Origin of the sequence: Citrobacter sp. W9 (genome assembly GCF_026719375.1) — a bacterium.
GTDB classification, from domain to species: Bacteria; Pseudomonadota; Gammaproteobacteria; order Enterobacterales; family Enterobacteriaceae; genus Citrobacter; species Citrobacter werkmanii.
This window is the reverse complement of sequence record NZ_JAPPTE010000016.1, coordinates 1-16,424: the sequence shown is the minus strand read 5'-3', so window position 1 is coordinate 16,424 and position 16,424 is coordinate 1. Positions and strand designations below refer to the sequence as shown.

Annotated in this window: 11 protein-coding genes and 2 rRNA genes; 4 read left to right on the top strand and 9 right to left on the bottom strand. The window is 53.6% G+C overall.

From position 1 onward, the window contains the following. Nucleotides 1–58: 58 nt before the first annotated feature. A complete protein-coding gene (locus OOJ59_RS19835) occupies nucleotides 59–955 on the bottom strand; it encodes an alpha/beta fold hydrolase (RefSeq protein ID WP_137350722.1) in 897 nt (298 codons plus the stop codon). Nucleotides 956–1,473: 518 nt separating this feature from the next. Here OOJ59_RS19835 and OOJ59_RS19830 point away from each other — a divergent pair. Further along, nucleotides 1,474–1,752, top strand: a complete 279-nt coding sequence (locus OOJ59_RS19830; RefSeq protein WP_085049570.1) for an addiction module antidote protein — start codon at nucleotides 1,474–1,476, stop codon at nucleotides 1,750–1,752. Between the two features lie 109 nt (nucleotides 1,753–1,861). Further along, nucleotides 1,862–2,551 (top strand): dipeptidase PepE, encoded by a 690-nt coding sequence (gene pepE, locus OOJ59_RS19825; protein ID WP_085049569.1) that lies wholly within the window; start codon nucleotides 1,862–1,864, stop codon nucleotides 2,549–2,551. Between the two features lie 127 nt (nucleotides 2,552–2,678). Here the strand turns inward: pepE and OOJ59_RS19820 are convergent, their stop codons facing one another. Both OOJ59_RS19820 and metH read right to left on the bottom strand, forming a co-directional pair. Then, nucleotides 2,679–4,307 carry a Na/Pi cotransporter family protein gene (locus OOJ59_RS19820; protein WP_038636190.1) on the bottom strand — a complete coding sequence of 543 codons (1,629 nt, stop codon included), beginning with the start codon at nucleotides 4,305–4,307 and terminating at the stop codon, nucleotides 2,679–2,681. Between the two features lie 213 nt (nucleotides 4,308–4,520). Continuing rightward, a complete protein-coding gene (gene metH / locus OOJ59_RS19815) occupies nucleotides 4,521–8,204 on the bottom strand; it encodes a methionine synthase (protein WP_038636187.1) in 3,684 nt (1,227 codons plus the stop codon). Between the two features lie 195 nt (nucleotides 8,205–8,399). Here metH and iclR point away from each other — a divergent pair, with 195 nt between their 5' ends. Continuing rightward, entirely contained in the window at nucleotides 8,400–9,224 is an 825-nt protein-coding gene (iclR, locus tag OOJ59_RS19810) for a glyoxylate bypass operon transcriptional repressor IclR (RefSeq protein ID WP_038636184.1), read from the top strand. Between the two features lie 44 nt (nucleotides 9,225–9,268). Here iclR and aceK read toward each other — a convergent pair whose 3' ends face one another. The 4 genes from aceK to metA all read right to left on the bottom strand — a co-directional run bounded on the left by aceK (nucleotide 9,269) and on the right by metA (nucleotide 15,288). Then, nucleotides 9,269–11,050 carry a bifunctional isocitrate dehydrogenase kinase/phosphatase gene (aceK, locus tag OOJ59_RS19805; RefSeq protein WP_121529812.1) on the bottom strand — a complete coding sequence of 594 codons (1,782 nt, stop codon included), beginning with the start codon at nucleotides 11,048–11,050 and terminating at the stop codon, nucleotides 9,269–9,271. A 102-nt stretch (nucleotides 11,051–11,152) separates the two neighbouring features. Then, nucleotides 11,153–12,457: an isocitrate lyase gene (aceA, locus tag OOJ59_RS19800; RefSeq protein ID WP_038636179.1), complete on the bottom strand. Its 1,305-nt coding sequence runs from the start codon at nucleotides 12,455–12,457 to the stop codon at nucleotides 11,153–11,155. 31 nt (nucleotides 12,458–12,488) lie between these two features. Continuing rightward, nucleotides 12,489–14,090, bottom strand: a complete 1,602-nt coding sequence (aceB, locus tag OOJ59_RS19795) for a malate synthase A (protein WP_137350608.1) — start codon at nucleotides 14,088–14,090, stop codon at nucleotides 12,489–12,491. Nucleotides 14,091–14,358: 268 nt separating this feature from the next. Continuing rightward, nucleotides 14,359–15,288, bottom strand: a complete 930-nt coding sequence (metA, locus tag OOJ59_RS19790; RefSeq protein ID WP_042313076.1) for a homoserine O-acetyltransferase MetA — start codon at nucleotides 15,286–15,288, stop codon at nucleotides 14,359–14,361. A 157-nt stretch (nucleotides 15,289–15,445) separates the two neighbouring features. Between metA and OOJ59_RS19785 the strand changes: the two genes are divergently transcribed. Next, nucleotides 15,446–15,883: an acetyltransferase gene (locus tag OOJ59_RS19785; RefSeq protein ID WP_137350607.1), complete on the top strand. Its 438-nt coding sequence runs from the start codon at nucleotides 15,446–15,448 to the stop codon at nucleotides 15,881–15,883. Between the two features lie 226 nt (nucleotides 15,884–16,109). Here the strand turns inward: OOJ59_RS19785 and rrf are convergent. Together rrf and OOJ59_RS19775 are read right to left on the bottom strand one after the other, a co-directional pair. Further along, nucleotides 16,110–16,225: ribosomal RNA gene (gene rrf, locus OOJ59_RS19780) — 5S ribosomal RNA — on the bottom strand. 98 nt (nucleotides 16,226–16,323) lie between these two features. Continuing rightward, a 23S ribosomal RNA gene (locus OOJ59_RS19775) occupies nucleotides 16,324–16,424 on the bottom strand; the annotation flags it as partial.

Sequence of the window (16,424 nt, the reverse complement as noted above, 5' to 3'; positions counted from 1 at the left end):
AATAGTTTTCAATAATAATCAGTACGTATTGAGCAGAACTAAATTCTTAAGATATGCTTTAATTTGACGTACATCTATTCAAATGTTGAAGAATTTCTTCACTAATATCAAAGATGCAGTCTAAATGCTTACTGTGCTCAATAATTCTACTATGTAAATTCGGGTTACCACATCCTTCTACAAACTCTGACATTTGTCTTGCATCAAATAGCTCATCCTTTTCAGCTATCAGAACAGTTACAGGTAATGGCAATGCTGCAATTTGCCTTGCAGGTTGACGCGGCGTCAAAGCATTCGCCATATTCACGCTGTATCGCTGAACAAATTCAGGTCTTAATAGCATAACCTCATTGGGGAAATTAAGAGTAACTGCATAACGGTTACCGCATAGTAATCCCACACTGAGCGCATTTAGTACGAAAGGCCACTTGCTCACCGACGCGAATGGAACCATTGTTTTTCTGCAAATTTTAACTGGCGCAAAAGGCCCAAACTCAGGCGCAAGTAAAATCAGGCTGTCACTTTGTTGAGAGGGGGTGAATCGAGTAAAATAATTGATCAACATCCCCCCTCCGCTTGAATGGCCAAGCAAGTGAACTCTGGCCCAGGGGAACTTTACGCGAACATGTTCAAGAACAGTGTCGATATCCTGCCAGACCTGCTCAGGATTAGAAACGCTACCTTTGTTACCCAATGAGCGCCCGTGTCCACGGATATCTATGAGGCATGTACAAATAGCTCCACGATGACTTATCTGATGAGCAAGGATATCGTAACCAGCATCTGAGTTGACTCCACCACCGTGGTAAACGATAAGAACATCCTCAACTGCGCTTGCGGGTTCAAAGATGCGAATGTTTAGTCCTGCTATCAAATATTCAGCTACATTTTTAGCAAGTGGTAATAAAGTTCTGAGTTGTTTATAGCGGTCGTTAAAACTTATGAAATCAATCACGTCAAAAAATCCATGCAGATGAAGATCGGTATCCTAAGAATGTATTGCTCAAAGTATGCACTGTTTTTTTCTTCAGAACTCATACTGAGCGGATTTTCTCCAAAAAAATTCCTCCTAACTTCTTTCTTGGTCCTGATCTTCAACTTCCGTTCCTGGCACAAAGCCGCCCCTATCCCCTGTTATCGTTTCTCGTATCAACCGCAGCGTCCTGAAAAACTACGTATTATTGCGAGGCGCTTTCCTGTTTCCTCCACCCAACATTTCCCCATACTCCCCATTTTTTTATTCTCTAGTCTCAACTTGTCAATTCAGAATGTAGTTTATAAAATACATGGAACGTACTCATGGAAATTCTTCAGACAATGGTTTTCCAGCGTTGGGAGCAAAACTTACGGGACAGGAGAGCTAAAACGCTCATTGCTACACGCCTTTTTCGTTTGGCTCATGGTTTAGCTGGTGATGTCAAACCTGTTGGAGAATGCTCGCCCGTTCACTGGATTATCAAGAGATCTTCCACCATGAATAAACTTACGCAGTACGATCCCGCAACTGCGCTGGTCGATGATGAAGAAATTGCCGTTTTTATGGCCGATGCCCTCGAAACAGGCGATGCAGCGTACATTGCAAAAGCATTGGGCGTGGTGGCTCGCGCTAAGGGAATGGCGAACATCGCGGCAGAAACGGGATTATCCCGCGAACAACTTTATCGCTCTTTTAGTGAGAAAGGTAACCCAACGCTGAAAACTACGCTTGCAGTGATGAAGGCGCTCGGTATTGAATTGACGCTTAAAAAATAGTCTCAGCATCTGTCTCCTCTTCCAACATCGTGAGCCATATCAGGAAGGCGTTAGATCGATAGTGGTAGCATGACCGCGGTTTGTAATTTTCTGATTACATGGAGAAATGATGGAACTGCTTTTATTGAGTAACTCGACGCTGCCGGGCAAAGGCTGGATGGAACATGCGCTGCCGCTGATCGCAGAGCAACTGAACGGTCGCCGCACGGCGGTGTTTATTCCATTTGCCGGCGTGACGCAAACCTGGGATGAGTACACGGCGAAAACGGCAGCCATCTTTGCGCCAATGGGCGTTAACGTTACTGGCATTCATACCGTTACCGATCCGATTGCAGCCATTGAAAACGCCGAACTGGTGATTGTCGGCGGGGGTAACACCTTCCAGTTGCTGAAAGAGAGCCGCGAGCGCGGACTGCTGGCGCCGATTGTCGATGTCGTCAAACGCGGCGCGCTGTACATCGGCTGGAGCGCGGGTTCCAACCTTGCCTGCCAGACCATCCGCACCACCAACGACATGCCGATTGTCGATCCAAAAGGCTTTGATGCCCTGGGTCTGTTCCCACTGCAAATTAATCCGCACTTCACCAACGCGCTGCCGGAAGGCCATAAAGGCGAAACGCGTGAACAGCGTATTCGCGAACTGCTGGTTGTGGCACCGGAACTGACGGTGATTGGTCTGCCGGAAGGGAACTGGATCAAAGTGAGCAACGGTCAATCCGTGCTTGGCGGCCCAAACACCACGTATATCTTTAAAGCGGGTGAAGAGGCGGTTGCCGTTGAGGCGGGTCACTGCTTTTAGTTGGTTTGTTGTCTGATGCCGGATGGTAGCTTCGCCTTATCCGGCATCAAGGTAGACGACAACATTGACGGTTATCCGTAGGCCCGGTAAGCATCAGCGCCACCGGGCAACCTTTCATCTGTCCTCGTTAGTACTCACGCTCGTCGTCCTCATCCGGCTGTTCCAGCACACTGTAAGCCACAGAGCAAAACAGTGAGTTCAGACGCTGCATATCGCCCAGCAACGCCAGGTGCAGGGAACTGGTCTCAATGCTCTGCACGTTCTGCTGATGCAGACGATCCACGTGCGCATGCGAATAACGACGGTTAAGGATGCGGAAACGGTGCTTGCTGCGGCGCAGACGACGGGCGCTGGTCACGTCGCCAGAGAAGAATACCGACATCGCCAGTTGCAGATTACTGAGCAGTTGATCGTACAGTGCATCAAGTTCTTTCAGCCCTTCGACAGAGAATGCCCGACGCGCTGCCAGCGACTTGTCGGCAATCTCGCTGCCCATACGCTCAACAATATCCGACGCCTGTTCAAGGTTGAGCGACATTTCGATAATCTCAGCCCAACGGCGCGACTCTTCTTCTGCCAGTTCATCCTTTGGCATCCTCGCCAGATAGAGCTTAATCGCCGTGTACAGTACGTTGATATCGTCCGCCATCCTGCGCAACTCTTTCTCTTCACGCGGTTCGCCGTGCATCACCTTCTTTAGCCCATCCATCATCTGCTCCATCGCATCGCCAATACGTAGGGCCTCACGGGCGGCATTGGCCAGAGCCAGGGTTGGGGTATCCAGTGCGCTGATGTCCAGATGCTTAGGCTTCAGGTGGGCGTCCAGTTCCGGCTCATCACGGATAATACGCTTGCAAAAACGCGCCATCGGTTCGGCGAAAGGCACCATCGCTATGCAACGTACCAGGTTGTAGAAAACATGGAAATAAATGACCAGCTCAGATTTCGGCAGCGGCAGCTCATCCATCAGATTCGCCAACGGATGAACAAACGGCAGGATAATCAGACTCCCCACCAGCTTAAACAACAAGCTGCCAAGCGCCACGCGACGGGCAGCAGCGTTAGCCGCGCTATTGTTGAGCATCGCCAGCAGGCCAGAGCCAAGGTTGGCGCCAATCACCAGGCACAACGCGACAGGAAACGAGATAATGCTGGCAGCGGTCAGGGTTGCCGTCAGCAAAACCGCCGCCAGGCTGGAGTAACTGATCACCGCGAACATAGCGCCAATCAGCGCATCCAGCATAATATCGCCGGTCAGCGAGGCGAAAATAACCTGTACGCCGTTAGCCTGGGTTATCGGCGTGACCGCCTGCACAATCAGCTCCAGCGCCAGTAAAATCAACCCCAGCCCGATGCCAACCCGCCCCAGTTGCCCCACGCGGGACTGCTTACGCCCGAGAAAAAAGATCACGCCGATGAAAATCAGCAGTGGCGATAGCCATGAGAGATCGAAAGTCAGGATACGCGCCATCAGCGCGGTCCCCACGTCGGCGCCCAGCACAATGACCAGCGCCGGGGTAAGCGCCACGAGATCCTGTGCGACAAATGAGGTCACCAGCATGGTGGTGGCGTTGCTGCTTTGCACCAGCGCGGTCACGCCGATACCCGCACAAAAGGCGAGCGGCTTCTTTTCAACGCTACGGCTGAGTACGGTACGCAAACGGGCGCCAAAGACGCGCATCACGCCGGTACGCACAATATGTGTGCCCCAAACCAGCATAGAGACAGCAGAAAGCAGGTGTAACAGAGTTAGCACGGAATCAGGTTCTCCTTATCGTTATATGTTCCTGAGGTTCATCGCAATGACATACCGCCTGACGGCGCTACGCTTATCAGGCCTACAAAAATGAGCCATCCGGCAAGCAGTGCCGATGAACGTTCTTTCAGTATAAGGGTTTAAACGTAAGAAAGAGACAGGGCACTCATTGAGTGCCCTGTTTGTTGTAAAGAAAGATGACAGTTTTGTGAATCAATCGGCGTCGTAGCCCAGATTAGGCGCTAACCAACGTTCAACTTCTGCCACGCTCATGCCTTTACGGAAGGCATAATCTTCAACCTGATCGCGCTGAATTTGCGCCACGGCGTAATACTTACTGTCAGGATGACTGAAATACCAGCCGGAAACCGAGGCGCCAGGCCACATGGCGAAGGATTCGGTGAGCTTCATCCCGGTATGTGCTTCGACGTCCAGCAGCTCCCAGATGGTGGCCTTTTCGGTATGTTCCGGGCACGCCGGGTAGCCCGGCGCCGGGCGAATGCCCTGGTAGTTTTCGCGGATTAGCTCTTCGTTACTGAGGTTCTCATTCGCCGCATAGCCCCAGTAGACTTTACGCACGCGCTCATGCAGATATTCCGCGAATGCTTCCGCCAGACGGTCAGCGATGGCTTTCACCATAATCTTGTTGTAGTCGTCATGCTGCGCTTCGAAGGCGTCCGCCAGCGCATCCTCCTCCAGACCACCGGTCACCGCGAAAGCACCGATGTAATCCGCTTTGCCGCTCAGTTTCGGCGCGACAAAGTCAGACAGGCAGTAGTTGGCGAAGCCAACTTTTTCCGTCTGCTGGCGCAGGTGATGACTCACGCTGATAACGTGCGTACGCGTCTCGTCACGGTAAATCTCGATGTCGTCACCCACGCGGTTAGCCGGGAACAACCCCACCACGCCGCGCGGGTTCAGGGTCTTCTCAGCGCTGAGTTTATCCAGCATGTCGTTGGCGTCTTTGAACAGGCGCTTCGCCTCTTCGCCCACCACTTCATCTTCGAGGATGCGCGGATACTTCCCGGCCAGCGACCAGGTCATAAAGAACGGCGTCCAGTCGATGTAATTGCGCAGCGTTTCGATGCTGGCCTCGACTTCCTGCACGCCTAACCGATGCGCGACCGGCGGCGTGTAGCTTTCCCAGTCGAAGGCCAGATCGTTATCACGTGCGGCCTGTAACGTTACCGGCGGCGTGCGAGGTTTCTTACGCGCATGCTGGATGCGCACGGTTTCGTACTCTTTACGCGTACGGGCGACAAAGTCATCGCGCTGGGTGTCGGAGAGCAGCGCGGCAACAACCCCCACGGTACGCGAGGCGTTCTGCACGTAAACCGTCGGGCCGCTGTAGTTCTGCTCAATTTTCACCGCGGTGTGCGCTTTTGAGGTGGTCGCGCCGCCAATCAGCAGTGGGATGGTGAAGCCCTGACGCTCCATCTCTTTCGCCACGTTGACCATTTCGTCCAGCGACGGGGTAATAAGCCCGGAAAGGCCAATCAGATCGGCATTCACTTCACGCGCCGTTCTGAGGATTTTCTCCGCGGGCACCATCACGCCAAGATCGACGATTTCGTAGTTGTTACATTGCAGCACCACGCCAACGATGTTCTTGCCGATGTCGTGCACATCGCCCTTCACGGTGGCGATGACCATCTTGCCGTTGCTGGAGCCTTTCTCTTTACTGGCTTCGATATACGGTTCGAGGTAAGCCACCGCCTGCTTCATCACGCGGGCTGATTTCACCACCTGCGGCAGGAACATTTTGCCCTCGCCGAACAGGTCGCCGACCACGTTCATACCGTCCATAAGCGGCCCTTCGATCACCTCAATCGGGCGTTCGGCCTGCTGGCGCGCTTCTTCTGTGTCGAGCTCGATAAATTCGGTAATGCCTTTCACCAGCGAGTATTCAAGGCGCTTTTTCACGTCCCAACTACGCCACTCCGCCATCTGAGCATTCGCGGTGTCGTCGGTTTTACTGCCGCGATATTTCTCGGCCAGTTCCAGCAAACGCTCGGTACCATCTTCACGACGGTTGAGGATCACATCTTCAACCGCGTCGCGCAGTTCGGTCGGGAGGTCGTCATAGATAGCCAGCTGTCCGGCGTTGACGATGCCCATGTCCATCCCATTGCGAATCGCATAGTAGAGGAATACCGCGTGAATAGCCTCACGTACCGGGTCGTTGCCGCGGAACGAGAAGGAAACGTTAGAGACGCCGCCGGAGATCAGCGCGTGCGGCAGCTCGCGTTTAATATCTTCACAGGCACCGATAAAGTCCTGCGCGTAGTTGTTGTGCTCTTCAATCCCGGTTGCCACGGCGAAAATGTTTGGGTCGAAGATGATGTCTTCCGGCGGGAAGCCCACTTCTTCGGTGAGAATTTTGTACGCCCGGCGGCAAATCTCAATTTTACGTTCGCGGGTATCCGCCTGGCCCTGTTCGTCAAAGGCCATCACCACCACCGCAGCACCGTAGCGACGCAGCAGCTTCGCGTGATGGATAAAGGTCTCCACCCCCTCTTTCATCGAGATGGAGTTAACGATGCCTTTACCCTGAATGCACTTCAGTCCTTTTTCGATGACTTCCCATTTCGAGGAGTCGATCATAATCGGCACGCGGGCGATGTCCGGCTCGCCGGCAATCAGGTTGAGGAAGCGCACCATCGCCGCTTCGGCGTCGAGCATCCCCTCATCCATGTTGATGTCGATAATCTGCGCGCCGCTTTCCACCTGCTGGCGGGCGACGTCCAGCGCTTCGCTGTATTTTTCTTCTTTGATCAGACGCTTAAATTTCGCTGAACCGGTGACGTTGGTACGTTCGCCGACGTTAACAAACAGGCTATCGTCGCCAATGTTCAGTGGTTCAAGGCCGGACAGCCGGCAGGCCACCGGGATTTCTGGCAACTTGCGCGGCGGTAAACCTTCTACCGCCCGGCTCATCGCGGCGATATGTTCCGGCGTGGTGCCGCAACAACCGCCAACCACATTGAGGAAACCGGCCTCGGCCCATTCGCGAATCTGTGTCGCCATGGTGTCGGCGTCGAGGTCGTACTCGCCGAAGGCGTTCGGCAGCCCGGCGTTCGGGTGCGCGGTGACGTAGCATTCGGCAATGCGTGACAGCTCCTGCACGTACTGGCGCAGCTCGTCCGGGCCTAAGGCGCAGTTCAGACCGAAGGTCAGCGCATCGGCGTGACGCAATGAGTTATAGAACGCTTCGGTGGTCTGGCCGGAAAGCGTACGCCCGGAGGCGTCGGTAATGGTACCGGAAAGCATAATCGGCAGCTCGACGCCCAGCGCTTCGAACTCGGTTTTTACCGCGAAAATAGCGGCTTTAGCATTGAGGGTATCGAAGACGGTTTCAATCAGGATCAGGTCGCTGCCGCCTTCCACCAGCGCTTTGGTGGATTCGCGATAGGCGGCCACCAGCTGGTCAAAGGTAATGTTGCGGTATGCCGGGTCGTTGACGTCGGGCGAGATGGAGGCGGTACGGTTGGTTGGGCCAAGCACGCCCGCGACATAGCGCGGTTTGTTCGGCGTGCGCGCCGTCCATTCGTCTGCCGCCGCGCGCGCCAGCTTCGCCGCCGCAAAGTTGATTTCCGCCGACAGGGATTCCATCTGGTAATCCGCCATGGCGATAGTCGTGGAGTTAAAGGTGTTGGTTTCGATGATATCCGCACCCGCCTCAAAGTAGGCGTTATGGATCGCGGCAATCACCTCCGGCTTGCTGAGAACCAGCAGGTCGTTGTTGCCCTTCAGGTCGCAAGGCCAGTCGGCGAAGCGCTCGCCGCGGAAATCCTCTTCGCTCAGACGATATCCCTGGATCATGGTGCCCATCCCGCCGTCCAGCACCAGAATACGTTCATTTAACTGCTGACGTAATTGTTCTACTTTGCTGCTCACACTCGCTCCCGACAACGCTCAACCAGACCGAAAAAAACTCAACAGGCCATACTGGCACAAACCTGAGAGGCGGAAAAGAGAACAACGGCCAACATGAGACATGTTCAGCTTCACTCATCCGATCAGTACAGGAATTCTTGCATTATAATCGAATAAAACGAAAATGATTTCCACGATACAGAAAAGGAGTCCGCCATGGTTGCCCCTGTCCCCGCGAAACGCGGTAGAAAACCCGCCGCTGCCACTACGCCTGCAACCGGGCAGGTTCAGTCTTTGACCCGGGGTCTGAAGCTACTGGAGTGGATTGCGGAATCCAACGGCAGCGTGGCACTAACCGAGCTGGCGCAGCAGGCCGGTCTGCCGAACTCAACAACCCACCGTCTGTTGACTACCATGCAGCAGCAAGGTTTTGTCCGCCAGGTGGGCGAATTAGGCCACTGGGCCGTGGGTGCGCATGCGTTTATCGTCGGCAGCAGCTTTTTGCAAAGCCGCAATCTGCTGGCGATTGTGCACCCCATTCTGCGCAAACTAATGGAAGATTCGGGTGAGACGGTAAACCTGGCCGTGCTGGATCAAAGTGACCATCAGGCTATTATTATCGACCAGGTGCAGTGCACCCAGTTGATGCGCATGTCTGCGCCTATCGGCGGCAAGCTGCCGATGCACGCCTCCGGTGCGGGCAAGGCATTTTTATCTCAATTGAGTGAAGAACAGGTTACCGGTCTGCTGCACCGCAAAGGGCTACACGCGTATACCCATGCCACGCTGGTGTCGCCGGTCCATCTGAAAGAGGATTTGGCGCAGACACGTAAGCGCGGCTATTCCTTTGATGATGAAGAACACGCGCTGGGCCTGCGCTGCGTGGCGTCGTGCATTTATGATGAACACCGTGAGCCGTTCGCCGCCATCTCCATTTCCGGGCCAATTTCACGTATTACCGATGACCGCGTGACCGAGTTTGGCGCAATGGCGATCAAAGCAGCGAAAGAAGTCACGCTGGCGTACGGCGGGTTTAGATAAGCAAGGGTTGGGACTGATTTGTAGACCTGATAAGCGCAGCGCCATCAGGCACGGCGTATATTGCCGGATGGCGGCGCAAGGGCCTTATCCGGCCTACGGTCGGTTTCATAACGTACGCTAAACCGCTGCCGACGACGGTAAGCGTAAACATCTTCCACGTGACCTTCCCGGATCCGCGTTTGCAGCCCTCGCCAGTAGTCGGCGCTGAACAGGTCGGCGTGCATCTCCTCAAACAACGGCCCGATGCGCGGGTCGGCACATAGCCAGTGACGAAACTCTTCCGGGAAGACATCCCCCGGCGACACGCTGTACCACGGTTCAGCGCTCATCTCATCTTCCGGGTAGCGCGGCGGTGGGATATGGCGGAAATTCACCTCCGTCATATAGCAAATTTCATCGTAGTCGTAGAACACCACGCGCCCGTGGCGGGTCACGCCGAAGTTCTTAAACAGCATATCTCCCGGGAAAATATTGGCGGCGGCCAACTGACGAATGGCGTTGCCGTACTCTTCTATCGCGTCGCGCAGCTGCTGGCCTTCGACCTGCTCCAGCCAGATATTCAGCGGCACCATGCGCCGTTCGATATACAGATGGCGAATAACAATCTGATCGCCGAGATCGGTAATTTTTTCCGGCGCTTCCTGTAGTAGCAGCGCCATCAGCGCCGGGTCGATTTGCCGTTTATCCAGCACAAAGTTTTCAAACTCCTGGGTATCGGCCATGCGCCCGACGCGATCGTGCTCTTTCACCAGCTGGTAGCAGGCGCGGACGTGCGCGGCGGACATCTCCTTTTGCGGCGCAAATTTGTCTTTGATGATTTTAAACACCCGGTCGAAGCCCGGTAGGGTAAACACCAGCATCACCATGCCGCGGATCCCCGGCGCTTCGATAAATTGCTCATCGCAATCAGCGAGATAAAGCAGATACTCGCGGTAGCTTTCGGTCTTCGCGTGTTTCTGACAACCAATCGCCATATACAATTCAGCGGTGGTTTTACCGGGCAGGATCTCGCGCAACCACTCCACTAACGCCGCGGGCAGCGGAGCGTAAACCATAAAGTAGGAGCGGGCAAAGCCAAACACAATGCTCGCTTCCGCCGTCGTGGTCAGACAGGTATCGACAAACAGTTCGCCTTCGTCAGTCCGGTGGATTGGCAATAAAAACGGCAGCGTCCCGGAAGGGGTAATCAGCTTACCGACCAGCCAGGCGGCCTTATTGCGATAAAACAGTTCGTTCGCCACCTGTAAATGACAGCGCGGCAACACATCCGCACCCAGAGTTTCGGTCAGGTGTTCAATGATGTAGTGGATATCACGATGTTTGTTCTGCCACGGTAGACGCAGAGGCAGATCGCTGAGAACGCGGGTGAGCAGCCACTCCCAGCCGGTATCGGGAAAAAAGTCTTTCGCCAGCGGGCGGGGGATCGTGCGAAAACGGCGCTCTGGCTGAGAGCTAAAAATAAACAGCCGCTCGGGAGTCAGCGAGCGGTGGTCAAATAACCGGCAGTAAACGGAGTTAAAGAAGCTCTCCGCAATCTCGAAGCGCGGATAATCCGGCAAGAGCCGGGTGTAATGATCTTTCACGCGGAGCAAAAAATCCGCGTCGGTACTTTTGCCGTCAGTAATGCAGCGCAGCTGTTCCACCACCAGACCCACATGATGATCGTAAAGGTGAATACGGCTTTTCATCGCCTGCTGAACCGCATGCCAGTCGGCATGTTCAAAACGCTGCTGCGCGCCGGAGGTGACTTCCAGAAAACGCCCGTACTGGGCGTCGAAACCTTGTAAAATTGTCTGAGCAATCAGTAATTCCAGGCCACGCGTCATCGATTTCTCCCATCCGGCACAACGTCATGCCGGATGGCGCATACGCTTTTCCGGCCTACATCCCTTCGTAGGCCCGGTAAGCGCAGCGCCACCGGGCATTGATCAGAACTGCGATTCTTCGGTGGAACCCGTTAACGCGGTAACGGAAGAGGCGCCGCCCTGAATGATGGTGGTAACTTTATCGAAGTAGCCGGTACCCACTTCCTGCTGGTGGGACACGAAGGTGTAACCGTCTTTTGCCGCCGCAAATTCTGGCTGCTGCACCTTCTCAACATAGTGGCGCATGCCTTCACCCTGCGCATAGGAGTGCGCGAGGTCGAACATGTTGAACCACATGCTGTGAATACCTGCCAGGGTAATGAACTGGTATTTATAGCCCATGTCCGACAATTGCTGCTGGAAGCTGGCAATGGTTTTATCATCCAGATTTTTCTGCCAGTTAAACGACGGCGAACAGTTGTAGGCCAGCAGTTTACCTGGGAATTTCGCATGAATGGCATCGGCAAAGCGCTTCGCCAGTTCGAGGTCTGGTGTGGAAGTTTCACACCACACCAGATCCGCATACGGCGCGTAGGCCAGACCGCGGCTGATCGCCTGCTCAATACCAGCATGTGTACGGAAGAAGCCTTCGCAGGTACGTTCGCCAGTAATGAACTCGCTGTCGTAGGCATCGCAGTCAGAGGTAATCAAATCAGCTGCGTCAGCATCGGTACGCGCAATCACCAGCGTCGGCACGCCCATCACGTCGGCAGCCAGACGGGCCGCCACCAGTTTCTGAATAGCTTCCTGAGTCGGCACCAGCACCTTACCGCCCATGTGACCGCATTTTTTCACTGATGCGAGCTGATCTTCGAAGTGAACGGCTGCTGCACCAGCCTCAATCATCGATTTCATCAGTTCAAACGCGTTCAGAACCCCGCCAAAGCCCGCTTCCGCATCGGCAACGATCGGCAGGAAGTAATCCACGTAGCGCGGATCGTTCGGCTCAATACCGCTTGACCATTGGATCTGATCCGCACGACGGAAAGTATTGTTGATCCGATCCACCACTGCCGGGACGGAGTTCGCCGGATACAGCGATTGATCCGGATACATGCTGGAGGCCAGGTTGGCATCTGCCGCCACCTGCCAGCCAGAAAGGTAAACCGCTTCAATACCGGCTTTCGCCTGTTGCAGCGCCTGGCCGCCGGTCAGCGCGCCGAGGCTGTTGATATACCCTTTCTTCGACTCACCGTGCAGCAGACGCCACATTTTCGCCGCACCAAGCTGCGCCAGCGTGCATTCCGGGTTGACCGAGCCACGTAATTTCACCACATCCTCCGCGCTATATGGACGGGTGATGCCTTCCCAGCGAGGTTGAGTCCACTCTTTCTGTAATTCTTCGATTTGTTGATTACGGGTTTTCATGTGCAGATGCTCCATATTGTTATGTGGTGAGTTAAGCCAGCAGGCGGTAACCTGGCAGGGTCAAGAAATCGATCAGTTCATCAGAGGTAGTGATTTGCTCCATCAGACGCGCGGCATCGTCAAAACGCCCGCTGCTGTAGCGGTGCTCGCCCAGTTCGTCCTGAATCACCAGCATCTCTTCGGCCAGCATCTGGCGGAACAGCGGTTTGGTCACCGGCTTGCCATTGCTGAGCGTTTTCTGGTGGTGGATCCACTGCCAGATAGAGGTGCGGGAGATTTCAGCGGTGGCCGCATCTTCCATCAGACCGTAAATCGGCACGCAGCCGTTGCCGGAGATCCACGCCTCGATATACTGCACCGCGACACGGATATTGGCGCGCATACCCTCTTCGGTACGCTCACCTTCACAAGGCGCCAGCAGCTGTTCGGCGGTAATTGGCGCATCTTCTTCACGCGTCACAAACAGCTGATTTTTGTTTTCTCCGAGCACGTCGTTGAATACCGTCATTGCGGTATCTGCCAGGCCCGGATGGGCAATCCATGTACCGTCATGACCGTTATTCGCTTCCAGCGCTTTATCCGCTTTTACCTTGGTCAGAACCTGGTTGTTACGCTCGGCATCTTTACTGGGAATGAACGCAGCCATGCCGCCCATCGCGAACGCGCCGCGTTTATGACAGGTTTTAATCAACAGACGCGAGTAGGCGCTAAGGAATGGCTTATCCATCGTCACTACCTGACGGTCCGGCAGCACGCGATCCGGGTGGTTCTTCAGGGTTTTGATATAGCTGAAAATGTAATCCCAGCGGCCACAGTTCAGGCCCACAATATGGTCACGCAACGCGTGCAGAATTTCGTCCATCTGGAAAACAGCGGGCAACGTTTCAATCAGCAGGGTCGCTTTGATGGTGCCGCGCGGCAGATTAAAGCGGTCCTCTGCATAGCTGAACACTTCACTCCACCAGGCTGCTTCTTGCCAGGCCTGCGTTTTTGGCAGATAGAAATACGGGCCACTGCCTTTTGCCAGCAACGCTTTGTAGTTGTGGAAGAAGTAGAGTGCAAAATCGAACAGGCTGCCCGGGATGGATTCGCCACGCCAGGTGACGTGTTTTTCCGGCAGATGCAGACCACGCACACGACACACCAATAAAGCTGGATTGGGTTTGAGTTGATAAATTTTCCCCGCTTCGTTGGTGTAACTAATGGTGCCATTGACCGCATCGCGCAGGTTGATCTGCCCGTCGATAACTTTGCTCCACTCAGGGGCCAGCGAATCTTCAAAGTCAGCCATAAAGACTTTGACGTTCGCGTTCAGCGCGTTGATGACCATCTTGCGCTCAACCGGTCCGGTAATCTCTACGCGGCGATCCAGTAAATCATCAGGAATACCGCGAATTTTCCAGTTGCCCTCACGAATGGAAGCTGTTTCCGAAATAAAATCAGGCAACTTACCGTTATCAATATCCTGCTGCTGCTGGATCCGCGCAGCCAGAAGCTTATTCCGCTTAGGCGTAAATCTTGTCACCAGTTCAGTCAGAAACTCCACCGCTTCTCCGGTCAGGATTTGCTGCTCCTGTTCGCCACGCGGCCTGGTGAAGACCAGTTCATCGGTTGTCGTTGCCTGTTGATTCATTGCGTAGTTCCTCGTCAGTGATCCAAACACATCCCCAATGCGAACGAAGGATCGTTGTGCGGTTTTCGTTCAGCACAACTAAGACTACTCATTTAAATTTCAAAATCAAAAACAATTTCCATTTTTAAATTAATTATCGATTAACCTATTGATAACAATATAAATAAAATTTAATTACATAGTGAGGTGCGTTTCGGAAATAAAAAAGGCACCCGAAGGTGCCTGATTCAACATGCTGAAACGCTTAAGGATCGTCTGCTACAGAAGATTAATCCAGCGTTGGATTCATGTGACGCAGATCATATGGCGTGATCTGGTAGACGTAATAGTTGAGCCAGTTGGTAAACAACAGATTGCCATGGCTACGCCAGGTTGCGCGCGGTTTGTTTTGCGGGTCATCTTTCGGGAAGTAGTTATAGGGTACTTCCGGGGATAAGCCCGCTTCAACGTCACGAAAATATTCGCTACCGAGCGTGTGCGCGTCATACTCGGGATGACCCGTCACAAAGGCAATGCGTTTATCTTTGCTGGCGAACAGATAGGCATCGCCCTCTTCCGTTTCGGCAAAAATCTCGAGATCGGTATAGTCGCGGATAAGTGCGGCAGGGAAGTCGGCATAGCGCGAATGAGGGGCCAAAAATGCATCATCAAATCCGCGCGTCAGCAACGCATGAGGATGCAGAATATGATGCTCATAGACGCCGGAGAGTTTATCCGTGCGGGTTTGCTTGGGAATGCCATAAAGGATATTCAATGCGGCCTGTACCGCCCAGCAGACAAACAGCGTCGAGGTAACGTGATCTTTAGCCCACTCAAGAACCTGTTTTATCTGCGGCCAGTAAGCCACGTCATTAAACTCAACCAGACCCAGCGGCGCCCCTGTAACGATCAGTCCATCAAAGTTCTGATCGCAGATATCCTCGAAATTACAGTAAAAGTTATTCAGATGCTCCGTTGGGGTGTTGCGTGACTCGCGGGCATCGATGCGCAATAGCTGAACATCTACCTGTAGCGGTGAGTTAGACAATAAACGCAGGAACTGGTTTTCCGTTTCAATCTTCTTCGGCATCAGGTTGAGGATAAGTACCTTCAGTGGACGGATTTCCTGACCGGAAGCGCGGGATGTCGTCATGACAAAGACGTTTTCCTCACGCAAGAAATTGACGGCGGGTAGTTCGTCCTGCACGCGAATTGGCATAACCTGATAACCTCACTACATACGTTTAAACGTTTAGACATCCAGATAGCTGAAGATACCCAGGAATCAGCAGAATGTCGAGCCTACATCCTCAAGTTGAGAAAGTTTCACGGTTCCTTGCTGTAGAATAGTGCAGTAAAGAAAAAAGGAGAATGCTATGACCTTTACCATCCGTCGTTCGCGTCAGGACGAAGGAGACAAGTTAGTTTCTATTTGGTGTCGCTCAGTGGATGCCACGCACCATTTCCTCTCTGCGGATTATCGGGTTGAACTGGAACAGCTGGTACGTTCTTTTTTACCAGAAGCCCCTCTATGGGTTGCAGTGACAGAGCAGGATGAGCCAGTCGCCTTTATGCTCCTGACCGATCAGCATATAGATGCCCTGTTTGTCGATCCGGATGTGCGTGGTAGTGGCGTTGGTAAGCTGCTGATTGAACATGCTTTATCAATGAGTTCCACGCTAACAACTACCGTTAACGAACAGAATGAACAAGCGGTTGGATTCTATAAGAAGATGGGATTTAGCGTGACGGGACGTACAGAGGTGGACGATCTTGGACGCCCCTACCCGTTGCTCAATCTCGTGCGCGGGTAGCAGGGCAAGTTTTTACGTGGTGCGGGATTGCCTGATGCGCTGCGCTTATCAGGCCTACAAAATACGTTCAGTACAACGTAGGCCGGATAAGGCGGGACGCTGCATCCGGCAGGTTTCATTTCGTACAGACGCAAAAAATCGTACAGACGCAAAAAAGCCCATCCGGCAGACAACAGATAAAACAAAAGGCCCGGTCTTTCGACCGGGCCTTCCGCTTTTATTTGATGCCTGGCAGTTCCCTACTCTCGCATGGGGAGACCCCACACTACCATCGGCGCTACGGCGTTTCACTTCTGAGTTCGGCATGGGGTCAGGTGGGACCACCGCGCTACAGCCGCCAGGCAAATTCTGTTTATTAACCCGCTTTTCGCCGGTTAATCTTATCTGTATCAGGCTGAAAATCTGTCTTCTCAAATCCGCCAAAACACCTTCGGCGTTGTAAGGTTAAGCCTCACGGTTCATTAGTATCGGTTAGCTCAATGTATCGCTACACTTACACACCCGACCTATCAACGTCGTCGTCTTCAACGTTCCTTCAGGA